Below are 23,503 nucleotides of genomic sequence, written 5' to 3'. Positions count from 1 at the left end.
CGCCAGCGCTTGCCACACTTTCGCCAGAAGGGTGGCCGCGCCCGGGGCGCGTGAACGTCCGTAGTCAGTCAACGCGCCGACCACCCAAAATTTCAAGCCCAATCGCCGCCAAGCGCATTTCTCATATGCGTCGATAGCTATAATTTCAATAGCAAATCCATCGATCTCATCGCGGCAAAAACAGCAGCCAATACACCAGCAACAGGTTCACCAGCACACTCACCGCCAGCGCGATCTTCCACAGCGCCGTGGCATCGCGCTGCATCAGCGGCTGCGGTCCAGGGGCGGACAAGGGACGCGAAGCCCCCCGCTCCAGGGCCAGCAGCAGTTCCTCGGCAGTTTCAAAGCGTTGTGTGCGCTGGCGGGCCACGGCCTTCAAGGCGATCTGGTCGAGCCAGATGGGCACGCTGGGGTTGTGGCGGCTGGGGGCCAACGGGTCGCGGTGGTAGCGGCCCAGCTGGTACTGCACCACCTCGCCATAGGGCAGGCGCCCATGGCTCAGCAGCTGGTACAGCGTGACGCCCAGGGCGAACAGGTCGCTGCCCGCATCGGGCAACTGGCCAGCGGGGTCCCCGTTCTTTTCATAGCCCGGCCACTGCTCGGGGTTCATGTGGCTGGGGGTGCCTGCGTGCAGGCGGCGCGTGGCCTCGGGCTCGCGGCCCGACAGGGCCACGCCCAGGTCCAGCACCCGCAACACACCGTCGTCGCCCAGGTGCAGGTTGTCGGGCTTGATGTCGCGGTGCACCACCCCTTGCCGATGCAGCCAGCCCAGCACCTGCGCCGCCTGCATCACCACCGACACGGCCTGCGGCACGCCCAGGTGCTGGCGGCCGCGCAGGCGCTGGCCCAGGGTCTGGCCCGCATGCCAGTCATAGAGCAGATAAAACGCACTGGCGCCAGGGCTTGCACCGCCCTGCTCTGGCGGCCAGGTGTTCAGGCGCGCAAGGTGCACCGCCGCGTGGCCGGACTGCATGCGCCGGGCCACCCAGGCCTCATGCGCCAGAGTGGCGCGCTCCTGCGCATCGTGCGAGCGGGCGGGCACCAGCGTCTTGAGCGCGTACAGCCGCTGTGTGGCCGGGTCGCGCACCTGGTAGATGCGGTGCACCCCGCTGTCGGCCACCAGCGCGGTCACCACCAGGCCATCCACCGGCTCGCCCACCTTGAGCAGCGGCAACACTGGCAAGTGCTGCGCCCGGCGGGACTCATCCTGCAAGGTAGCCTCCAGCGCCCCCTGCACCCGCACCACCAGCGCGGTCACGTTGTCGGTGCTGCCCCGGCGCAGGGCTGCGCGCGTGATCTCCTCGCTCAGCGCCTGGGCGCTGGCGGCACTGGCGGTGTTGGCATCCTGTGGCTGCAGCAGCAACTGGCGCAGTTCACGCTCGGGCAGGCTGCCGTGCACGCCATCGGACAGCAGCACCAGCAGGTCGCCGCTGTGCAGTTCGCCCTGGCTGTAATCCACCACCACATGGTCGTCCAAGCCCATGGCGCGGGTGAGCTGGTGCGCCAGGTCACGCTGCGCCATCACATGGTCGGTCGTCAGCAGTTGCAGCCGGCCGCCCCGCAGCAGATAGGCGCGCGTATCGCCCACATGGGCCAGCGTGTACGACTGGCCGCGCAGCACCACGGCGGTGAGCGTGGTCAGGCCCACGGCTGGCTGGCGGCGCCGGTTCATCGACGCGAGCCAGCCGTTGTGCGCGCTCAGGATGCGGTCCAGCGCCACGGTGGTGTCCCAGGTGTCGGGCGTGGCGAAGTAGTCGTTCACCAGCGTTTTCACCGTGGTCTGTGCGGCTTCGCGGCCCTTGCCTCCGGTGCTTACACCATCGGCAATGGCAGCGATGGCGCCGCGTTCGCGGTCGCGCCCCTGCCCCTGCACCAGGGCGGCAAAGTCTTCATTGACTTCGTTGCGCCCGGCCTGCGAGGTATGGCCGATGTCCAGTTCAAAACTCATGCACCACCTCCATGCAGGTTCCATGCCCAAGGTGGTGCATGCACGCACCGCGCCGCGCAGCCGAGCCACCCGTCAACACCCAAAACTCCGCCCTCTGCAGGGCGGACAACACCGGATCACCCCACATCAGTGCACAAACTCTGGCACGGGCATTGCTTACCCGAAGCAACGGCCCAGCTGGGCCACGCAATTCAGCGGTGCAACGGCGCACCAAGGGGTTGTACGGACGAAGGCGTCCCCACATGCGGTTTCGATGGAATGTCGGAGCTGCATCGTGTGGACGCCTTTTTTGTTTTTTGCATCGCCCAGGCGATGGAACCGACGGAGTCACGATGAAAAAGCTCAAACTGGTGATGGTGGGGAACGGCATGGCCGGTGTGCGCACGCTGGAAGAGCTGCTCAAGATTGCCCCCGATCTGTATGACATCACGGTCTTCGGGGCCGAGCCGCACCCCAACTACAACCGCATTCTGCTGTCGCCCGTGCTGGCGGGCGAGCAGACGATTGACGAGATCATCCTCAACGACTGGCAGTGGTACGCCGACAACCACATCACGCTGCACACCGGCTTCACGGTGACCGATGTGGACCGCGTGCGCCGCGTGGTCACCGCCACCAGCAAAGACGGTGACGTGATCACCGCCGAGTACGACCGCCTCATCATGGCCACGGGCTCCAACCCCTTCATCCTGCCCGTGCCCGGCAAAGACCTCCAGGGCGTGCTGGCCTACCGCGACATTGCCGACACACAGGCCATGATCGACGCCGCCGCCACGTACAAGCACGCCGTCGTCATAGGAGGCGGCCTGCTGGGCCTGGAGGCTGCCAACGGCCTCATGAAGCGCGGCATGACCGTGAGCGTGGTGCACGTGATGCCCTCGCTGATGGAGCGCCAGCTCGATGACGTGGCGGGCAAGATGCTGCAGAAGTCGCTGGAAGACCGTGGCATGCGCTTTTTGATGGGTGCGCAGACCCAGGAGCTGGTGGGCAATGCCGAAGGCCGGGTGGCCAGCGTCAAGTTCAAGGACGGCACCGAAGTGCCCGCCGACCTGGTGGTGATGGCCGTGGGCATTCGCCCCAACACGCAACTCGCCGAAAAGATGCGCCTGCACGTGAACCGCGGCATTGTCGTGAGCGACACGCTGCAGACCACCACCGACGCCCGCATCTATGCCGTGGGCGAATGCGCGGCACACCGGGGCATTGCCTATGGCCTGGTGGCCCCGCTGTTCGAGCAGGGCAAAGTGCTGGCCAACCATTTGGCCGAGTTCGGCATTGGCCGCTACCAGGGTTCGCTCACCTCCACCAAGCTCAAGGTGACAGGCATCGACCTGTTCAGCGCAGGCGACTTTCAGGGCGGCGACAACACCGAAGAAATCGTGATGAGCGACCCCTTTGGCGGCGTGTACAAAAAGCTGGTCATCAAGGACGACAAGCTGGTGGGCGCCTGCCTCTATGGCGATACGGTGGACGGCAGCTGGTACTTCAAGCTGCTGCGCGATGGCCGCAGCGTGACCGACATTCGCGACAAGCTGATGTTTGGCGAATCGCATCTGGGCGACACCGGCCACCAGGGCCAGAGCAAGGCCGCCGCCATGCAGGACAGCGACGAGGTCTGCGGCTGCAACGGCGTGACCAAAGGCGCCATCTGCAAGGCCATCAAGGACAAGGGCCTGTTCACGCTGGATGAAGTGCGCAAGCACACCAAGGCCAGCGCATCGTGCGGATCGTGCACGGGCCTGGTCGAGCAGATCATCATGTTCACTGCCGGTGGCGACTACAGCGCCACGCCCAAGACCAAGGCCATGTGCGGCTGCACCGACCACGGCCACCAGGCGGTGCGCGACGCGATCCGTGCCAACAAGCTGCTGAGCATTGGCGATGTGTTCAAGTTCATGGAGTGGAAGACGCCCAACGGCTGCGCATCCTGCCGCCCCGCCGTCAACTACTACCTCATCAGCACCTGGCCCAAGGACGCGAAGGACGACCCGCAAAGCCGCGCCATCAACGAGCGCAGCCACGCCAACATCCAGAAAGACGGCACCTACAGCGTCATCCCCCGCATGTGGGGCGGCGAAACCACGGCCGACGAGCTGCGCCGCATTGCCGATGCGGCCGACAAGTACAACATCCCCACCATCAAGGTCACAGGGGGCCAGCGCATCGATTTGCTGGGCGTGAAGAAGGAAGACCTGGTTAACGTGTGGAAGGACATCGGCATGCCCAGCGGCCATGCCTATGCCAAGGCACTGCGCACCGTGAAGACCTGCGTGGGCAGCGAGTGGTGCCGCATGGGCACCCAGGACAGCACCCAGATGGGCAAGGACCTGGAGCGCGCCATGTGGCGCATGTACGCGCCGCACAAGGTCAAGTTCGCAGTGTCGGGCTGCCCGCGCAACTGCGCAGAAGCCGGCATCAAGGACGTGGGCATCATCGGCGTGGACAGCGGCTGGGAGATGTACGTGGCCGGCAACGGCGGCATCAAGACCGAGGTGGCGCACTTCTTCACCAAGCTCAAAACCGCCGAAGAAGTGCTGGAGTACACCGGCGCGTTCTGCGAGCTGTACCGCCAGGAAGGCTGGTACCTGGAGCGCACCGTGCACTACGTGAGCCGCGTGGGCCTGGACTATGTGAAAAAGCGCATTCTGGAAGACCACGAAGGCCGCAAGGCGCTGTGGGAGCAGCTGCAGTTCGCGCTGGACGGCGAGCCCGACCCCTGGTTCGAGTTTGACAAGGCAGCCGTGGACACGCGCCAGTTTGCCCCGCTGACCGCTGCCTGAAGCGCCCGGAGCCCCACACCATGCAACGCCGCACCTTGCTGACCGCCGCCGGCTACACCACGGCCTGGAGCACCCTGGGCATCATGTCGCTGGGCACCGCCCAGGCCCAGGTCACTGACCTGAACGACGCCATCAACAAGGCAGGTCGCCAGCGCATGCTGAGCCAGCGCATGGGCAAGGCCTGGCTGGCGTTGGCGCACAAATCCGACACGCCAGCCGCGCGCGCCGTGCTGGACCAGTCGCTGGCGCTGTTCGAGCGCCAGCTGGGCGAACTCAAGGCCTACGCGCCCTCGCCCACCATCCGCGACACCTACACCAAGCTGGAATCGGCCTGGACCGACCACAAGGCCACGCTGCTGGGCACCAGCCCGTCGCGCGACGGCGCTGCCGCCTTGCTGCAGGCCGACGCCAAGGTGCTGGCCCTGGCCCACCAGGGCACCGTGCAGTACGAAGCCGCCTCGGGCAAGCCCGTGGGCAAGCTGGTCAACGTGGCAGGCCGCCAGCGCATGCTGAGCCAGCGCATGGCCAAGTTCTGCCTGTCGGCCATGCTGGGGGTGGACACCTCCACCGCCACCACCGAGATCGCCAAGGCGCGCGACGAGTTCATCAGCGCCACCGAGCTGCTGCGCAATGCCCCACAGGCCACCGATCGCATCCGGCAAGAGCTGCTGCTGGCCGATGGCCAGTGGGTCTTTTTCGACGCCGCGTTGCAACGCCTGGGCACAAGCAACAACACCTTCCGCCAGGTGTCTGAAGTGTTTGTGAGCAGCGAAAACCTGCTCGCCAGCATGGACCGCGTGACCGGCCTGTATGCAGCGCTGGGCAGCAGCTGAAGGCCTGCCCTGCAACGGCACCACGCGCGCCCCCGACACCCCACCGAACAACACCAAGGACGATTCCCATGACCACCAACAACCCAACCCCTGAATGGAAGCTGATCTGCCGGGTGGACGACATCCCCGTGCTGGGCTCACGCCGCGTGGCGCGCCCCCAGGGCCTGGACGTGGCCATCTTCCGCAACGACGCCGGTGGCGTGTTCGCGCTGCTGGACCGCTGCCCGCACAAGGGCGGCCCGCTGAGCCAGGGCATCGTGTTTGGCACCCATGTGGCGTGCCCCCTGCACAACTGGACCATTGGCCTGTGCGACGGCCAGGCCTCGGCGCCCGATGAGGGCTGCACGCCGAAGTTTGCCGTGAAGGTGGAAGACGGCGCGGTGTACCTGGACGCGAGCGAGCTGGCGACGGTGGCCACGGATTTGACGCGCCCCATCGCAGGGCCTGCGCGCAGAACGGTGGGCGTGTGAGCGGTGGAGAGTGTTGCGCCCCAGGCGCCGCATGCGTACCCGGCGAGGACACGACAGCACTATCAAAACAATAGCTGACAGCGCAACATGCACTAGCGCCTGAGGCCAAAACAACCCCAACCACGCCATGCAAGAAACCAAATCCACCTGCCCCTACTGCGGCGTAGGCTGCGGCGTGATCATCGAAAGCACAGGCACCCAGATCACCGGTGTGCGCGGCGACCCCACACACCCCGCCAACTTTGGCCGCCTGTGCACCAAGGGCTCGACCCTGCACCTCACAGCCACCAGCCCGGTCACCCTGCAAACCCGCCTGCTGCACCCCCTGCAACGCGCACAGCGCAACGAAGCCGCCCTGCCCGTGACCTGGGATGCCGCACTGACGCTGGCAGCCGACCGGTTCGCCCACACCATCGCCCAGCACGGCCCTGATGCCGTGGGCTTCTACGTCAGCGGCCAGTTGCTCACCGAGGACTACTACGTCTTCAACAAACTGGCCAAGGGCCTGATCGGCACCAACAACATCGACACCAACTCGCGCCTGTGCATGAGCAGCGCTGTGGCGGGCTACAAGCAAACGCTGGGTGCCGACGCGCCGCCCGCCTGCTACGACGACGTGAACCACGCGCAGTGCCTGTTCATCGTGGGCAGCAATGCGGCCTGGGCGCACCCCATCCTGTTCCGCCGCATCGAAGACGCACGCGCCGCCAACCCGGGCATGAAGGTCATCGTGGCCGACCCGCGCCGCACCGACACGGCGGGCATGGCCGACCTGTTCCTGCCCATCCAGCCCGGCAGCGACGTGATGCTGTTCAACGGCATGCTGCACATCATGCTGTGGGAGGGCTGGGTCGACACCGCCTACATCGCCGCACACACCACGGGCTTTGACGAACTCAAGGCCCTGGTGCGCGACGCCACGCCCGAGCGTGTGGCGCAGACCTGCGGCATCAGCGTGGCCGACCTGACCACCGCCGCCAAATGGTTCGCCACCTCCAAAGCCACCCTGAGCCTCTACTGCCAGGGCCTCAACCAAAGCAGCAGCGGCACGGCCAAGAACGCCACACTCATCAACCTGCACCTGGCCACCGCGCAGATCGGCAAACCCGGCGCGGGCCCCTTCAGCCTGACCGGCCAGCCCAACGCCATGGGTGGGCGCGAAGTGGGTGGGCTGGCCAATTTGCTCAGCGCCCACCGCGACCTGGCCAACCCGCAGCACCGCGCCGAAGTCGCCGCGCTGTGGGGCGTGGCCGATGTGCCATCCAAGCCCGGCAAGACGGCGGTGGAGATGTTCCAGGCCGCTGCCGACGGCGAGATCAAGGCCCTGTGGATTGCCTGCACCAACCCCGCGCAAAGCATGCCCGACCAAGCCACCGTGCGCCGCGCCCTGCAGCGCGCCGAGTTTGTGGTGGTGCAAGAAGCCTTTGCCACTGCCGCCACCTGCAACTACGCCGACCTGCTGCTGCCCGCCACCACCTGGGGTGAAAAGACCGGCACGGTGACCAACAGCGAGCGCCGCATCTCGCGCGTGCGCACTGCCGTGCCCGCACCCGGCCTGGCGCGCCACGACTGGGCCATTGCGGTGCAGTTTGCGCACGAGCTGGAGGCACGCCTGCGGCCTGGTGCACCCACGCTGTTCCCCTACGCCACAGACGCTGCCGATATGGGCGCAGAAGCCGTGTGGAAGGAGCACCGCGAGAGCACACGTGGGCGTGACCTGGACATCACGGGGCTGTCCTGGGAGATGCTCGAAGCCCAAGGCCCGCAGCAGTGGCCGCTGGAAGATGGCACCACCACCGGCAAGGCCCGCCTGTACGAAGATGGCGTGTTCCCCACCGCCGACGGCCGCGCGCGTTTTGCTGCACACGCATGGCAACCCACCGCCGAGCCCCGCGAATCGCGCTACCCCTTCAGCCTGACCACGGGCCGGCTGCGCGACCAGTGGCACGGCATGACCCGCACCGGCACGCTGGGCCGCCTGTTTGGCCATGTGGCCGAACCCAGCCTGCAGATGCACCCGCAGGACATGGAGCGGCGCAGGCTGGCCAGCGGCGACCTGGTGCATGTGACCAGCAAGCGCGGCTCCATCGTGGTGCCCGTGCAGGCCGACACCACGCTAGGCCTGTCGCAGGTGTTCATGGCGATGCACTGGGGCAGCGAATTTTTGAGCGGCGTGTCCTCCACCGGCGAGCGGCTGGCGGGTGTGAATGCGCTCACCACCTCGGCGTTCTGCCCCACCTCCAAACAGCCCGAGCTGAAACACGCGGCCGTCAAGGTGCTCAAGGCCGAACTGCCGTGGACGCTGCTGGCCATGGCCTGGCTGCCTGCCGAAGGCGCACTGGCAGCGCGCGAAGCCTTGTCCGCACTGATGGCGCAGTTTGCGTTCGCCAGTTGCGTGCCCTTCAGCAACAACACCCCGCTGGATGAGCCCGGCCGCGAGCGCACTGGCGTGCTGCTGCGCGCCGCCGCCCACGAGGCACCGCCCGATGCGTTGATTGCACAGATCGAGGCCCTGCTGGGCATGGCAGGCGCCGACACGCTGCGTTATGCCGACAAAAAACGCGGCCAGCGCCGTGCCGCACGGCTGGCGCGCCAGGGCGACAACACCACGCTCGAAGGCATCGTGCTCGCTGGCGACACCAGCGCCGAAGGCTGGCTCAAGACCCTGCTGCAGGAAGAGCTGCCTGCACAGACCTACGGCCGCCTGCTGCTGGTGCCCGGCGCCAAGGCCCCCGTGGCCGTGCAGTCGCGCGGCAAACCGGTGTGCACCTGCTTCAACGTGACAGACGCCGCCATCACCGCCCAACTGGCGCACTGCCATGGCACCGACGACGACCGACTGGCGCAACTGCAAGGCCAACTGCGCTGCGGCACCAACTGCGGCTCGTGCGTGCCCGAACTCAAGCGAATGGTGAGATCCACGGGACCGCTGGCATCCAAACCGCTCGCGCAGGCCGTCATATAACCAAAAGTTCTCTTGCTTGCAGGAAAATAGCCCTCGAACCAACAAACCCCACCAGGACTTGTGCAACAGGGCTCCAGCTAGGCGCTTTCGGCGCGGACAGTACGCCTGTACGGCAAGCCGAAACAACGACGCTGGCGCCCTGTTTCACAAGTCCCGCCAACAAAAGCCATGGGCATTAGCCAGTACATCAAGGAAATCGGCCGCGGCGCGCGCGGCGCCAAGCCGCTGACGCGCGAGCAGGCCACGGACCTGTTCGGCCAGGTGCTGGATGGCGCCGTGACCGATCTGGAGATTGGCGCCTTCTGCCTGGCAATGCGCATCAAGGGCGAGACGTCCGAAGAGATGTGCGGCTTTCTGGACGCCACCCACCAGCGCCTGGTGTTGCTGCCCGCCACCGACCGCCCGCTGATCGTGCTGCCCAGCTACAACGGCGCACGCAAGCTGCCGGTGCTGACGCCGCTGCTGGCGCTGCTGCTGGCCCGTGAAGGGTTGCCCGTGCTGCTGCACGGCATGCGCACCGAGGCGCGGCGCGTTTTGGCATCGGATGTGCTCAATGCGCTAGAAGTACCTGCCCTGAAAGCTCCTGAAAAGATAGCAAATGGCACGGTCCGCCATATCCACACCCAGCACCTTCACGCAGGGCTGGCACGCCTGCTGGCCGTGCGCGAGGTGGTGGGCCTGCGCAACCCAGGGCACAGTGTGGTCAAGCTGATGAGCCCGTGCGCGGGGCCGTCGGTGGTGGTCACGGCGTACACGCACCCCGAATATTTCGAGATGCTGCAGAGCACCTTCCGCACCCTGGGGATGAACGCCTTGCTCTCGCGCGGGCTGGAGGGCGAGGTCGCCACGGACCCACGCCGCACCCCCCGCTACGACGGCTTTGTGCACGGCGTGCATACGGTGCTGGAGGCACAACAACCGGGCACGGCCAGCGAGGTGCCCGGTCTGCCCGCCGAGATCGATGTGGCCACCACAGCCACCTACACGCGCCAGGCGCTGGCGGGCGATTTGCCCATTCCACACGCCATTGAACGGCAAGTGGAACATATCTTGCGACTGGTCGATCAAACCGTTTCGGAGACATCCCCATGAGCCGCCCCACGCCTTCCACCACATCGCCCACAGCCCCACCCCACCTGGGCACCGGCGGCAGCTGCACGTTGGTGGGCGCAGGCCCGGGCGACCCGGAGCTGCTCACCCTCAAGGCGCTCAAGGCCATCCAGGCGGCCACCGTGCTGCTGGTGGATGACCTGGTGAGCGATGCCATCGTGGAGCACGCATCGCCCACGGCGCGCATCGTCTACGTGGGCAAGCGCGGCGGCTGCAAAAGCACGCCACAGGCCTTCATCGAAAAGCTGATGCTGATGGCCGTGAACGAAGGGGAGAACGTGGTGCGCCTCAAGGGCGGCGACCCCTTCATCTTCGGCCGGGGTGGCGAAGAGGTAGAGCACCTGCGTGCCGCCGGTGTGCAGGTCACCGTCATCAACGGCATCACCGCAGGCCTGGCGGGCCTGACCTCGCTGGGCGCACCGCTCACGCACCGTGAGCATGCCCACGGCGTGGTGTTTGTCACAGGCCACGCCAAGCCCGGTGACGCGGGCACCGACTGGCGCCAACTGGCCGCCACGGCGCGCGACGCCAAGCTCACGCTGGTCATCTACATGGGTGTGAGCGGCGCCGCCACCATCGAGCACGAGCTGCTCACCGGCCTGCCCGCAGACACACCGGTCGCCGTCATCCAACACGCCAGCCTGCCCCACCAGCGGCATGCCATCACCACCCTGGGCGCGCTGCACGCCACCATCACCCGCGAAGGGCTGGCCAGCCCCTCGGTGATTGTGGTGGGCGATGTGGTGCGCGGAGTCGCACTGGCCGTGCAGGACGCTGGCGCCGTGCCGTCGCAGGCCCGGCGCGCGGGCTGAGCACACACAACGACCCCCACAATTCCACAGGCCCGAGTGCGCGCTGCGCAGGTCGGAGATGCACCGTGCGCGAGCGCAAACCAATGTGCTTCAGGGCACGCCCACGCGCTGCGCAGCCGCGTGTTTCATCAAGCCTGGCCTCCCGCTCCACAGCACCGCATTGGGTCACGCGGCTTTACACACATTGGCCCGGGTATTGCTTGAAGACATGCATCTGAATGCAACACGCACAAGGAACACCATGGCAGCCTTCCCCCTCCCCGCACGCACTTCCAGCATGCCCACGCTGTCGTCCTCTGCACAGGCTCCATCGCGCGATGGGGGCATGTCGCTCGTCAACATTGCAGCGCGCCAGCGCATGCTGTCGCAGCGCATGGTGCTGCAAACCGTGCTGGCCGCGCGCGGCAGCGACCTGCACCTGAAGGCCGCGCGCAGCTCGCTCACGCTGTTCACCGACAGCCAGGCCCGGCTGGTGGACACGCCCCGCCACCTCGATACCGCCAGTGGCGAAATCATCCGCAAGGCCTACCACGGCCCCCAGGGCGTGGGCGCCACCATCGACGCGTTTGCCCAGCAGGTGGGCACGGCGCTGGACCTGGCCGAGCGCCAGAGCCCGCGCGTGGAAGATGCGCTGGCCCGCTTGGTGGAAACCACCGACGGTGTGCTAGACGCCCTCAACACGGCCACCACGGCGTTCGACCAGGTGAGCAAGGCGCAGTCCGAAACCCTGATGAAAGAGCTGGCCGGCATCGTGGCCTCGATCCAGACCGTGGCACGCGAGGCCAAGGTGGTCAGCTTCAACGCCCAGGTGATGGCAGCGCGTGCCGGGCAGCACGGGCGCGAGTTTGCTGTGGTGGCCAATGTGTTGTCGGGCATCACCAACGAAATTGACGGTCTGTCCCTGCAGGCGGTGTCATTGGCCGGACGCAGCCGCAACGCGGCCTGAGCAGCACAGCGTGAGGGACAGAGAAAAGGCCTGGGGCGATGCGCCCAGGGCCTTCGAAGGCGTCCATTCAAGGCGCCCACTCAACGGGTTACTGCCCGGCGGTTTCTCGCACTTGCTGAAACCGCTGTGCCAGTTCCTTGCGCAGCGTCTTGCGGATCACCGCAGCGTCCCAGCGGCGGCGTTCGTCGGGGGTGGAAGGCGACAGTGGCGGCACCTGCACGGGCTTGCGCGCCTCATCCACCGCCACCATGGTGAAAAAGCAGCTGTTCACATGCCGCACCACCTGCGAACGGATCTCTTCGGCCACCACCTTGATGCCGACTTCCATCGACGAGCTGCCCGTGTAGTTCACGCTGGCCAGAAAGGTCACCAGCTCGCCCACATGGATGGGCTGCAAAAACATCACCTGGTCCACGCTCAGCGTCACGGTGTAGCAGCCCGAATAGCGGCTGGCGCACGAGTACGCCACCTGGTCCAGCAGCTTGAGGATGGCGCCGCCGTGCACGTTGCCCGAAAAGTTGGCCATGTCGGGCGACATGAGCACGGTCATGCTGAGTTGGTGTGAAGGGATGTTCATGCAGCGATTTTAGAAAGCTGCGTGTGCTGCGTCGCGTGCAAGTTGAGCCCCGTGCACAGCGGGTGGCGGCTTCGCTACACTCGCGCAGCACCTGCTGACCGGGTGCGAGGAGGAACCGATGATCGAACTAGAAAAACTCAACGAATTCACCGAAAGCCATGGCGCATTGCGCACCGGCAAGGGACTGGTGTCGGGCGTGATTGCGCTCACGCTGGCCATCCTGTGCTTTCTGGGCGTGCTGGCCTTTCACTTCCCCGAGTACCTCACCACGCCGCAGCTGCGCAAAAGCTACGACGTGACGGTGATCCGCAACATCATGCTGGTGGCCATGGCGATTGCGGGCGGCATCTCGCTGGTCAACATTGTGTTCAACCGTGCCCGCTGGCTGGCCACCTTCGCCTTTGCCATCGTGGCGATTGCCGCGCTGCTGGGCGGACACAAGGTGGAGGTGGACCCCAACTTCCCCGACAACACACCCTATATCGGCCTCGACTGGTTCATCCTGGACCTGCTGGGCAGCTCGCTGATCTTCATCTTCATCGAGAAGCTGTTTGCGCTGCGCAAGGACCAGCCCATCTTCCGCGCCGAGTGGCAGACGGACTTTCACCACTTCATCGTCAACCACATGGTGGTGGGCTTTGTGCTGCTGGCCACCAACCTCATCGTGCACAAGTTCTTTGGCTGGGCGGCGAGCGACGGCATTCGCGGCTGGGTGCAGGGGCTGAACTTCTGGGTGGCACTGTTCCTCATCATCCTGGTGGCCGACCTGGTGCAGTACTGGACGCACCGCGCCTACCACGAGGTGCCACTGCTGTGGCGCCTTCACGCCGTGCACCACAGCGTCAAAAGCATGGACTGGATGGCGGGCTCGCGCCAGCACATCCTGGAGCTGCTGATCACCCGCACGCTGGTGCTGGCCCCCATCTATGTGCTGGGCTTCAGCAAGGAAGTGATCGACGCATACATCGTGGTGGTGGGCTTCCAGGCCGTGTTCAACCACGCCAATGTGAGCGTCCGCCTGGGGCCGCTGCGCTACGTGCTGGTCACGCCCAACTTCCACCACTGGCACCACAGCCAGGACCAGGAGGCGCTGGACAAGAACTACGCCGCGCACTTCGCGTTTCTGGACTACCTGTTTGGCACCGCCGTCAAAAGCACCAAGCTCTGGCCCGAGCACTATGGCGTGCTGGGCGACTACGTGCCCAACGGCTTTGTGAAGCAGTTCAAGTTTCCGTTCACCTGGAAGGGGTGAAGAGTTCTCTTTGACAGGGCCGCTGTCTCAGGGCATCGCCGCCAGCTCTCGCTCAAGCACCCGCAGTTGCTCGCGCAGGGCCTCGGTCCGTTCTTCACACGCGGCTTTGGCATCGGCGGCCTTTTCCGCACCCTCCTGCACAAACTGGTTGCCCGACGGCAGGTTGCCGCGCCGCAGCGGCCCTGCCGTGGCCACGGCATTGGGCTGGGCCGTGCATTCACGCTGGTTGCGCTCGATAGCGGCGCGCGCCTGGGGGATGCCCTGGGTCTGCAGGTAATTCTTGCGCTGCCAGGTGGGGCCAAACGCGCCCTCGGCCAAAGGCGCTGCGGGGGGCTGCACCGGGGTGGCGCCACGGGTGGTGGGGCGCACGTCGATCTTCTCGCCCTCGCCCGCACAAGGCGCGTCCTGGAACGACACCTTGCCATTGGCGTCCGTGCACTTGTTGATGGCCCAGGCGGGGGCCAGGCAGCCCAGCGCCAGGGCACAGATGGCGTAGCGGATCAGAGTCATGGTGTCTTCCTTGGCAGGTCCATGCCACATGCTACCGCGCCGCATGGGGCGGGACGAATCGCACCGTTTTGCGCGGGTGCCGACAGAGCCATGGGTGGATAGACACATGTCCCTAAGATGACGCGCCCCCGGTAGAAACCCGGTGCGTGCCGGGCACAGCGCCCTCCTACCATCGCCGCTCTTCGGGGCCTCGCAGCCCTTTGAATCGGTTTTTTGCTGGAGATGCTGTGTGATGAAGACCCCGAATGCAAATGCATGGCCCGCCGACCAGGGGCTGCCCCTGGCGCGCCGCCGCAGCCTGGTCCTTGCGCTGGCCGGTAGCGCGGCCCTGGCTGGCCTGCCCGCCCGCGCACAGCCCGCCGGCGGCGGCAAGGGAGATATCCTCATCGGCCGCTCAACCGCACTGTCAGGCGGCATGGCGCCGTTTTTGTCGCCCATCCACGAGGGGCAGGAAGCCGCCGTGGAAGACGCCAACGCCAAGGGCGGCATCGGTGGCCGCAAGATCCGGCTGGTGTCGCTGGACGATGGTTTTGACGCCCGCCGTGCGCTGGACAACGCCAAGCAGCTGAGCGAAAAAGACGGCGTGCTGGCACTGTTTGGCGTGGCCGGCACATCGCAGGTCATGACGCTGCTGCCCTACCTGGCGCAGACCAAGCTGCCGCTGATCTCCGTGTACACCGGCAGCCCCGCCGTCCGCGCGCAGCAGCACCCCTACCTGTTCACCACCCGCGCCAGCTATGCCGACGAACTGGTGAAGATCGTGCGCAACCTGGTGGCCGTGCAGACCTCGCGTATCGCAGTGGCCTACGAAAACAATGACTTCGGCAAACTGCTGCTGCCCCTGGTCGAAAAGACGGTTGCCGCTGAAGGCGCGACGCTGGCGGGGTCGCACGCACTGGCCTCATCGGGAGAAGACGCGAACGATGCAGCCAAAGCCCTGGCCGCGCGAAAGCCGCAGGCCGTGCTGCTGGTGGCGGCCGGCCCGTCCGTGGTGGCCTATGTGCGGGCCAACCGCGCGCACCTGGGCGTGCCCATCTACACCTTGTCGCTGGGTGCAGGCAGCGCGGTGCTCAAAGCGCTGGGCGACGACGCGCGTGGCCTGGCCGTGGCGCGCACCGGCCCATCCCCCACCAAGCCCACCATTGCGCTCACGCGCGACTTTCAGGCCTCCATGAAGCGCCACGACAAGCCGGCGGACTACGACCGCTATACCGGCTACATGGACGCACGCGTGCTCATCGAAGGCCTGCGTGCTGCAGGCCCCCGCGTCACACGCGCCAGCCTGGTCACGGCCATGGAGGGCCTGGGCAACCTGGACCTGGGCGGCTTCAGCTACCAGTTCAGCCCGCAGAACCACCATGGGTCCAACTATGTGGACATTGCGGTGGTGGGCACTGGCGGGGTGTACAGGCAGTAAGCGCCGCGTCAGCAGTCGCTGGCGGCTTCGGCGCCAGCGGGCCTGCAGGGCATGGCACACCGCGTGGGCGTGCCGCAGTGCCCACCACAGCGCCACGCAAAGGCATCACCCTGGCTACCAGGTGCAGCGGACTGCGTCCCACCCGGTGAGTTGTGCCACCAGAACAACAAAAACCCGCACCTTGGGGGCCATATCTGCCATGTTTTTGCGAATAGTTCGCATTTGTATTTAAAATTTTACAAATCCCAGCCAGCCGTGCATCCCGTCGGAGGAGCGTTGCCAGCCAGCCTGCCAACGCATTTCCCCCAGGAGCCCTTTTATGCACGCACCCCGCAGACAGCTTGTCTGTGCCCTCCATCCTCTGGCGGTGGCCGCCTTCCTCGCAGCCAACATGATGGGCACCGCCAGTGCCCAGACCACCGCCGGGTCACCAGCGCCCGCCGCCGAACCCTCCCTCTCGGGCACAGCCAACACCGACCAGGTCGTGGAGCCCAAAGCGCTGGACAGCGTTACCGTGTCGGGCGCGCGCGAGAGCGCGTCCACCCGCCTTCAGCTCACCCCGCGTGAAACGCCGCAGTCCGTCAGCACGGTGACGCGCGCGCAGATCGAGCGCCAGTCGCTCACCAGCATCGACGCCGTGCTGCGCAACGTGAACGGCATTGCCGTGAGCTTCTACGACACGCAGCGCCCGCTGTACTACGCGCGCGGCTTCCAGATCACCGACTTCCAGACCGACGGCCTGCCCAGCTACAGCAGCAGCACCAACCAGGAGTTCGACACCGCGCTGTACGAGCGCATCGACATCGTGCGCGGCGCCAACGGCATCCAGACCGGTGTGGGCGTGCCTTCTGCCACCATCAATATGATCCGCAAGCGCCCACAGCGCGAGTTCGCCGCGTCTGTGGCGCTCACCGCCGGGTCGTGGAACCTGTACCGGGGCGAGCTGGACATCAACGCACCGCTCAACAGCGACGGCAGCGTGCGCAGCCGCCTGGTCGTGGCCCCGCAGAAGAAAGACAGCTTCCGCGACCGCTACTCCGAGGACAAGACCGCCCTGCTCGCCGCGGTGGAGGCCGACATCGGCACCGCCACCGTGGTGTCGCTGGGCTACCAGCGCCAGTCCAACGACCCCAAGGCGCCGATCTGGGGCACCATCCCGCGCTTTGCCACCACGGGCGTGCCCATCGACCTGCCGATCTCCACCAGCTTCTCGCCGCCCTGGACGCGCTGGGAGCGCACCTCGGGCACGCTCTATGCCACGCTGGACCACCAGATCAACGACGACTGGAGCTTGAAGGCCGCGCTGAACCACACCGAGGGCGACACCTTCCGCCTGAGCACTTACGGCTATGGCGCCACCACCAGCCAGGCCCCATTCATCAACCCGGTCACCGGCGCGGGCACCACGCTGTACGCAGCCGTGAGCGGCAGCAGCGAAAAGCAGGACACGGTAGACGCCTACCTGTCGGGCAAGTTCGAGTTGGGCGGCCGCAAGCACGACCTGGTGGTGGGCATGAGCTCCACCCGCACCGCCACGCGCACCGATGGCTACACCTCGGTGGCGGGCTGGAGCTATGTGATCCCCAACATCTACACCTGGGATGGCAACGCGCCCGCACCCACCTATTCCAAGACCGGCGCCTGGCGCACGCAGATCACGCAGCAGACGGGCTTGTTCGCCTCGGCACGCTGGCGCGTGGCCGACCCGCTGTCGGTGCTCACCGGCCTGCGCCTGACCGACTGGCACCGCCACTCCGACACCTATGGCACCACCGGCAGCTATGCAGGCCGCTCGGCGATCCAGGACGAGAACCGCAAGGTCACGCCCTTCATCGGCGCGGTGTACGACATAACGCCCACCCTGTCGGCCTACGCCAGCTACGCGCGCATCTTCAACCCGCAGAACTACAAGGACCGCAACAACAATCCGCTGTCGCCCGTCATCGGCAGCAATGCCGAGGCTGGCCTCAAGGCCGAGCTGTTCGAGCGCCGCATCCAGGCGCACTTTGCGGTGTTCCAGACCAAGCAGGACAACTTCGGCGTGCGCGACAGCGCCATCACCACACCGCTGCCCGACGGCAGCCTGCCCTACGTGGCCGTGAACGGCACGAAGTCCACCGGCTTCGAGCTGGAGTTCGCAGGCATGGCCACCCGGCAATGGCGCGTGAGTGCTGGCCTGACCCGCGCCAAGGTCACGCGTGCCCCCACCGACCTGATCTACGCCAACATGCCCGACTACCTGCTGCAACTGGGCACGGACTACCAACTGTCGGGCGCGCTGGCGCCGCTGTCGGTGGGCGGCAACCTGACCTGGCAAAGCGCCATCGAGGGCTTCAACATCCCGCACCCCAGCGGCACGGTGACGGTAAAACAGTCGCCCAAGGCCATCCTCAACCTGCGCGCATCCTGGCAGTTCAACCCCAAGGTCAGCGCCACGCTGGCGGTGAACAACGTGACCAACCAGAAGTACTGGGCCAACCTGGACTACGGCAACTATGCGGACCCGCGCAACCTGAGCGTGACGCTGCGCGCAGCGTTCTGACCGGCCTACCCGCAACACAAGAGGGAGAGAGGGGGCGACCGGGGCTTGCGCCGCAGCGGCATCGCGCCGTGCGGAGCAGGCCCCGGGGCAGCCGGGGGACAATCACGCCTTTGTCCCTTTTGATGCCTTCCCGTGTCCCTCCCATTTTTTGACGCCATCATCATCGGCGCCGGCGCTGCCGGCCTGTTCTGCGCGGGCCAGGCGGGCCAGCGGGGCCTGAAGGTCTTGCTCATCGACCATGCCGACAAGGTGGCCGAAAAGATCCGCATCTCGGGCGGCGGGCGCTGCAACTTCACCAACCGCGACCTGGACCCGGCCGCGCCGCACAAACACTTTGTGGGGCAGAACCCGCAGTTCTGCCGCTCGGCGCTGTCGCGCTACACGCCCGCCGACTTCATCGCGCTGGTGCAAAAGCACGGCATCCCGTTTCATGAAAAGCACAAGGGCCAGCTGTTTGCCGACCGCTCGGCCGAGGACATCATTGCCATGCTGCTGGCCGAGTGCGAGGCGGGTGGCGTGACCCGCTGGCAGCCCTGTAGCGTCAAAAAAATAGACTTTTTGGCATCAAGCGCTAGTGAATCATGCCCGGGCAGCTATCAAATTGATACCGATCGTGGGCCGGTGTCGGCGGGTGCGCTGGTCATTGCCACCGGCGGCTTGTCCATCCCCAAGATCGGCGCCACCGACTTTGGCTACCGGCTCGCGCAGCAGTTCAGCATCCCGCTCATCGAGCGCAAGCCGGGCCTGGTGCCGCTGACCTTTGACGGCGCGGGCTGGGCGCCGTATGCGCAGCTGGCGGGGCTGGCGCTGCCGGTGCAGATCAGCACAGGGGCCAAGAAAACTCGCATGGCGTTTGACGAAGACCTGCTGTTCACCCACCGGGGCCTGTCGGGCCCGGCGGTGCTGCAGATCTCCAGCTACTGGCAGGAGGGCACGCCCCTGGCCATCAACCTGGCGCCCACGGTGGACCTGCCCGCCGCGTTGTCGCAGGGCAAGGCCCGCTCGCGCAAGCTGGTTGCCAACGAGCTGGCCACCTTGGTGCCCAGCCGCCTGGCCGACGCCTGGGCCAGCCGCGAGGCCGACTGGCAGCGCCCCATCAACGAGGCCAGCGACAAGGCCCTGGCGCGCCTGGCCGAGCAGCTGGCGCGCTGGGAGCTGACGCCCACGGGCACCGAGGGCTACAAAAAAGCCGAGGTAACGCTGGGCGGCGTGGACACGCGCGTGCTGTCGCAGCAGACCATGGAGTGCAAGACGCAGCCCGGCCTGTACTTCATTGGCGAGGTGGTGGACGTGACAGGCTGGCTGGGCGGCTACAACTTTCAGTGGGCTTGGGCCAGCGCGCATGCCTGTGCGCAGGCGCTGGCAGCAACACCCCCCTGAGGCCCTACGGGCCTTCTCCCCGCTCTCGCTACGCTACGCTGCGCGGGCAGGGGGACGACGCCCTCGCTGCAGGGCGGCCCTTGCCCGGCGTCCCGCGCGTGCGCGGCGCCCGTTTGACCGCTACGCTGCCGCCGCCTCTCGCGTCAACAATCCGCAATGCTGTCGGGCCCAGGCCTCCAGCTCCGGCACCGGCAGCGGGCGGCTGAAGTGGTAGCCCTGCAGCTCCTCGCAATCCAGTGCACTCAGCACCTGGGCTGTGGCCAGGTCTTCCACGCCCTCGGCCACGATGCGCAGCCCCAGCGTGTGGCCCAGCGCGATGATGGCGCGGGTGATGGCCATGTCGGCCGGGTTGGCGAGCATGTCGCGCACAAAGGACTTGTCCACCTTGAGGCGGTCGATGTCAAAGCGCTTGAGGTAGGCCAGGCTGGAATACCCGGTGCCAAAGTCGTCGATGGACAGTTGCACACCCAGCGCCTTGAGCGCCGCCAGTTGCTGCTCGGCCGCATGGGCGTTGTCCATGAGCTGGGACTCGGTGATCTCCAGCTCCAGCCGGTGCGCCGGCATGCCGGTGCGCAGCAGCAGGGCCTCGATGTCGGTGACCAGCGCGGGGTCGGACATCTGCGCGGCCGAGAGGTTGACCGAGATCGACACCCGGGCCAGCGGGTGTGGCATCAAGGCATCGCCAGGGCCCGCCTCCAGCGCCAGCTGTTGCCAGCGCACCCACTGCTCGCAGGCTTGCTGCAACACCCAGCTGCCAATGGCGCGGATCATGCCGGTCTCTTCGGCGATGGGGATGAACTCGCTGGGAGGGATGGAGCCCAGCACCGGGCTGGTCCAGCGCAGCAGCGCCTCCACGCCCAGCAGCTGGGTGCCCTGGGCGCTCAAGCGGGGCTGGTAGTGCAGGCTCAGCTCGTGGCGCTCCAGCGCGCGGCGCAGCTGCTGCTCCATGGTCTGGCGGGCCACCGCACGCTGGTCGGTCTCCATGGAATAGAACAGCGCCATGTCACGGCCGGTGGTTTTGGCCTCGTACATGGCGGCGTCGGCGCGGCGCATGAGTTCGTCAATGTCGCTGCCATCCTCGGGGTACACGGCGATGCCCACGCTGCAGGACACATTGAGTTCATGCCCCTCCACCGGGTGGCTCTGGCGGATGAGCGGGATCAGCCGCCGCTCCACCAGCTGCTGCACATCCTCGCGCCCGGCCACGTCGCGCATCACCACCACAAACTCGTCGCCGCCCAGGCGGCTCACGGTGTCGCGGCTGCGCACGGCCTGCGTAAGGCGTGCGGCCACCGAGCGCAGCAGGCCATCGCCAATGTGGTGGCCCAGCGTGTCGTTGATGGCCTTGAAGCGGTCCAGGTCGATGAACAGCACCGCCACCTTCTCACCCGTGATGGGCGCCTGTGCCAGCGCCATCTGCAGGCGCTGCACACACAGCGATCGGTTGGGCAGCTCAGTGAGCACATCGTGGTGCGCCAGGAACTGGATGCGCTCCTCGTTGAGCTTGCGGTCGGTGATGTCGATGGCAATGCCGATGTGGTTGGCCACCGCACCGCCCTTGCCCTCGCGCACGGCCGACACCATGAGCCAGGCCGGGTAGGTCTCGCCCGAGCGGCGGCGAAACCGCACCTCGCCCTGCCACGACTCCTTGTCGAGCATGGTGCGCTGGATCTGCACCGACAGCGGCTCGGCGCCCGCCTCTTCCAGCAGAAAGCCCAGGTCTTCGCCAATGACCTCGTAGAAGTCGTAGTGCGTGCTGCGGCAGAACGCCTTGTTCACGCTGATGATCTGCTGCTCGGCGTTCATGATGATGATGCCCTCGGACGAGGCCTCGAACACCTTGGCCCAGAGCTCCAGGCGCTGCTCCATCACCTTGAGCACGTTGATGGGTGTGAAGGCCGTGAGCACCGAGTCGCGCCCCTGGAACTGCAGGCGCCGCGCCGACAGCACGGCCCACGAGGGCTCGGGGCTGCCCTTCCAGCGCACTTCAAATTCATCGACCGAGCCCTGGTCTGCCAGGCGCTGAAAGAAGCGCGCGCGCACGCCGGGCTCCAGCCCCACGGCCCAGGGGTCGGTCTTGCGGCCCCCCAGCCAGTGGGCCGCGGGTGCGTTGGAGTGCAGCACCTCGTGCTCGGGAATCGACGTGACCACCATGGGGATGGGGAAGGCCTCCACCAGCTCGCGCTGGGCCTCGGCCGCACGGGCGCTGGCGGCCAGCTCTTGCTGCAGCACGCGGTCGCGGTCGAGCTGGGACAGCATCTCGTTGAACGCGGTGACCAGGCGGCCGATCTCGTCGCGGCTGGCCCAGTGCGCGCGTAGCGTGTGGTCGCCGCTCTTGCGCACCTCGTCGGCCACGCGGGCCAGTTGCTGCAGCGGTTTGGCGATCTGGCGCGCGACCAGGGTGACGAGCGAAAGGATGCAGCCCAGCAGCACCAGCGCCGTGCCCAGGTGCAACCACATGCGGGCAAACAGGCTGTCGGCGCGCTGGTTCAGCAAACGCTCCAGGTCCACAATGCCCACCGACCAGGCATCGCGCAGCGCGCCCAGCACCTGCGCCTCCTGCACGCCCACTTGTGCCACCGTCAGGCGCGACTCGCCCGACGCAATGCCCTGCAGCAAGGCCTGAAAGCCCTCCTGCGCCGCCTTGAGCGCCTCGCGCTGGCGCACTAGCGCGGCCCGCATCTCGGGCGAGCCTGCAATGAAGGCCTGGTTGTAGTCCGACTCGATACCCAGCATCACCGCATCCAGCCGCCCCACCAGCGTCAGCAGCTCGGACGACCACTGCGGCCCGCGGCGCGACGGCGCCGCGTTCAGGAAGCTGACGGTGTCATGCACCGCCTGCAGCAGCTCGGGAAACCGCAGCACCACCAGCGACATCACGTAGTAGCTGTCCAGGTCCGGGTCCAGGATCAGGTTGGACTGGTTGCCCACCGTGGTGAGCAGCTCACGCCCCTCGCGCAGCAGCTGGCTGCGCAGCCGGGTGAGCGTCTGCGGATCAGCAGCTGGAGCGCCCCCTTGGGGCTGGCCCGTCAGCTGCTGCAGCGCCACGCCAAACCGCTGCCCCACATCGGCCGTGTGCAGTTGTTCGTCGTGGGCTGCCCGTACGGCGTCCAGGCGGGTCAGCACATCGGCCACTAGCGGAGGCTGCTGCGAAGCATCCAGGAACTGCCCCATCAGCCCATCGCGCACCACGGCCGCATAGGTGGTGCCCACCACTTCCTTGCGCGTGAAATCAATCGCCAGGTACTTTTCGTGGATCAGGATGCTGGAGACGTAGATCACCGCCGTCAGGTCCAGCAGATAGATGAGCATGAGCTTGCGGCCCACACTGAGCCGGCCCAGCCAACCCGATACGCGGTGCATGAATGCCATGGTGTCTGCGGCGGGGCCGCCCGGGCGGATGGCCAGGGCTCTCCACCGGTGAATAGGAGTGTTACAACGTGAAGCAACTTCCGCGCCATTGCGGTGCGGCCCGGCTGTGAGAAGCCCACTGGACTCCCTGTTCGGGGACAGACCGGCAATCCTTGCGCTCTGGGCGTGGATAAAGGCTATAATCTCCGGCTTTGCTGGCAATGCCCCGTCGGCCAAATACTAGTTACAGACGGGGAAACCGCTTTGTACGGACTTGAGGCCCGATCTCCCCAAGCCCCTCTGCAGGCACCATTTGGAAAACATTAGCTAATGACTACGATCCGCGTAAAAGAAAACGAACCCTTTGACGTTGCACTGCGCCGCTTCAAGCGCACCATTGAAAAGCTCGGCCTGCTGACCGACCTGCGCGCCCGTGAGTTCTACGAAAAGCCCACCGCCGAGCGCAAGCGCAAGAAGGCTGCTGCCGTGAAGCGTCACTACAAGCGCGTTCGCAGCATGCAACTGCCCAAGAAGCTGTACTAAGTACCGCTTTGGCCCCGTTCTGATACGGAGTGCCGACAAACCCGCGCTAGGGACGCCAAGCGCGGGT

Annotated in this window: 16 protein-coding genes; 12 read left to right on the top strand and 4 right to left on the bottom strand. The window is 66.5% G+C overall.

The window, feature by feature from the left end:
• Nucleotides 1–166: 166 nt before the first annotated feature.
• Complete coding sequence (locus AC07X4_RS04560; RefSeq protein ID WP_494739384.1) at nucleotides 167–1,948, bottom strand: bifunctional protein-serine/threonine kinase/phosphatase; 1,782 nt, start codon at nucleotides 1,946–1,948, stop codon at nucleotides 167–169.
• Between the two features lie 332 nt (nucleotides 1,949–2,280).
• On the opposite strand from AC07X4_RS04560, the gene nirB reads away from it, so the two are divergent.
• The 7 genes from nirB (at nucleotide 2,281) to AC07X4_RS04525 (ending at nucleotide 11,864) form a co-directional block, all read left to right on the top strand.
• A complete protein-coding gene (gene nirB, locus AC07X4_RS04555) occupies nucleotides 2,281–4,728 on the top strand; it encodes a nitrite reductase large subunit NirB (protein ID WP_494739383.1) in 2,448 nt (815 codons plus the stop codon).
• A 20-nt stretch (nucleotides 4,729–4,748) separates the two neighbouring features.
• Entirely contained in the window at nucleotides 4,749–5,561 is an 813-nt protein-coding gene (locus AC07X4_RS04550; RefSeq protein WP_056743962.1) for a type IV pili methyl-accepting chemotaxis transducer N-terminal domain-containing protein, read from the top strand.
• 68 nt (nucleotides 5,562–5,629) lie between these two features.
• Nucleotides 5,630–6,031: a nitrite reductase small subunit NirD gene (nirD, locus tag AC07X4_RS04545; protein ID WP_005798149.1), complete on the top strand. Its 402-nt coding sequence runs from the start codon at nucleotides 5,630–5,632 to the stop codon at nucleotides 6,029–6,031.
• A 127-nt stretch (nucleotides 6,032–6,158) separates the two neighbouring features.
• The gene (locus tag AC07X4_RS04540; RefSeq protein WP_494739382.1) at nucleotides 6,159–8,996 is read left to right on the top strand and encodes a nitrate reductase; all 2,838 of its coding nucleotides are present in this window, start codon (nucleotides 6,159–6,161) and stop codon (nucleotides 8,994–8,996) included.
• Nucleotides 8,997–9,164: 168 nt separating this feature from the next.
• On the top strand, nucleotides 9,165–10,088 hold the full coding sequence (gene ybiB, locus AC07X4_RS04535) for a DNA-binding protein YbiB (RefSeq protein WP_494739381.1): 924 nt from the start codon (nucleotides 9,165–9,167) through the stop codon (nucleotides 10,086–10,088).
• Complete coding sequence (gene cobA, locus AC07X4_RS04530) at nucleotides 10,085–10,918, top strand: uroporphyrinogen-III C-methyltransferase (protein WP_494739380.1); 834 nt, start codon at nucleotides 10,085–10,087, stop codon at nucleotides 10,916–10,918. Before ybiB ends, cobA begins: the two co-directional genes overlap by 4 nt.
• Nucleotides 10,919–11,159: 241 nt before the next feature.
• The gene (locus tag AC07X4_RS04525) at nucleotides 11,160–11,864 is read left to right on the top strand and encodes a methyl-accepting chemotaxis protein (RefSeq protein ID WP_288851533.1); all 705 of its coding nucleotides are present in this window, start codon (nucleotides 11,160–11,162) and stop codon (nucleotides 11,862–11,864) included.
• A gap of 88 nt (nucleotides 11,865–11,952) precedes the next feature.
• Here the strand turns inward: AC07X4_RS04525 and AC07X4_RS04520 are convergent, their stop codons facing one another.
• Nucleotides 11,953–12,441 carry an acyl-CoA thioesterase gene (locus tag AC07X4_RS04520; protein WP_056058237.1) on the bottom strand — a complete coding sequence of 163 codons (489 nt, stop codon included), beginning with the start codon at nucleotides 12,439–12,441 and terminating at the stop codon, nucleotides 11,953–11,955.
• A 118-nt stretch (nucleotides 12,442–12,559) separates the two neighbouring features.
• Here AC07X4_RS04520 and AC07X4_RS04515 point away from each other — a divergent pair, with 118 nt between their 5' ends.
• Nucleotides 12,560–13,693 (top strand): sterol desaturase family protein, encoded by a 1,134-nt coding sequence (locus AC07X4_RS04515; protein WP_494739379.1) that lies wholly within the window; start codon nucleotides 12,560–12,562, stop codon nucleotides 13,691–13,693.
• A gap of 27 nt (nucleotides 13,694–13,720) precedes the next feature.
• On the opposite strand, the gene AC07X4_RS04510 is transcribed toward AC07X4_RS04515, so the two are convergent.
• Nucleotides 13,721–14,203 carry a DUF4124 domain-containing protein gene (locus AC07X4_RS04510; protein WP_494739378.1) on the bottom strand — a complete coding sequence of 161 codons (483 nt, stop codon included), beginning with the start codon at nucleotides 14,201–14,203 and terminating at the stop codon, nucleotides 13,721–13,723.
• 232 nt (nucleotides 14,204–14,435) lie between these two features.
• Between AC07X4_RS04510 and AC07X4_RS04505 the strand changes: the two genes are divergently transcribed.
• The 3 genes from AC07X4_RS04505 to AC07X4_RS04495 all read left to right on the top strand — a co-directional run bounded on the left by AC07X4_RS04505 (nucleotide 14,436) and on the right by AC07X4_RS04495 (nucleotide 19,542).
• Entirely contained in the window at nucleotides 14,436–15,620 is a 1,185-nt protein-coding gene (locus tag AC07X4_RS04505) for an ABC transporter substrate-binding protein (RefSeq protein WP_494739377.1), read from the top strand.
• Nucleotides 15,621–15,939: 319 nt separating this feature from the next.
• Nucleotides 15,940–18,162, top strand: a complete 2,223-nt coding sequence (locus tag AC07X4_RS04500) for a TonB-dependent siderophore receptor (RefSeq protein ID WP_494739376.1) — start codon at nucleotides 15,940–15,942, stop codon at nucleotides 18,160–18,162.
• Nucleotides 18,163–18,294: 132 nt separating this feature from the next.
• Nucleotides 18,295–19,542, top strand: a complete 1,248-nt coding sequence (locus tag AC07X4_RS04495; protein WP_056058225.1) for a BaiN/RdsA family NAD(P)/FAD-dependent oxidoreductase — start codon at nucleotides 18,295–18,297, stop codon at nucleotides 19,540–19,542.
• 120 nt (nucleotides 19,543–19,662) lie between these two features.
• Here AC07X4_RS04495 and AC07X4_RS04490 read toward each other — a convergent pair whose 3' ends face one another.
• Nucleotides 19,663–22,914, bottom strand: a complete 3,252-nt coding sequence (locus AC07X4_RS04490) for an EAL domain-containing protein (protein ID WP_121942335.1) — start codon at nucleotides 22,912–22,914, stop codon at nucleotides 19,663–19,665.
• A gap of 309 nt (nucleotides 22,915–23,223) precedes the next feature.
• On the opposite strand from AC07X4_RS04490, the gene rpsU reads away from it, so the two are divergent.
• Entirely contained in the window at nucleotides 23,224–23,436 is a 213-nt protein-coding gene (rpsU, locus tag AC07X4_RS04485; RefSeq protein WP_007833691.1) for a 30S ribosomal protein S21, read from the top strand.
• Nucleotides 23,437–23,503: the final 67 nt, after the last annotated feature.

It is taken from the genome of Acidovorax sp. GW460-11-11-14-LB4 (assembly GCF_059423685.1).
This window is presented reverse-complemented; position numbering and strand designations above follow the sequence as displayed.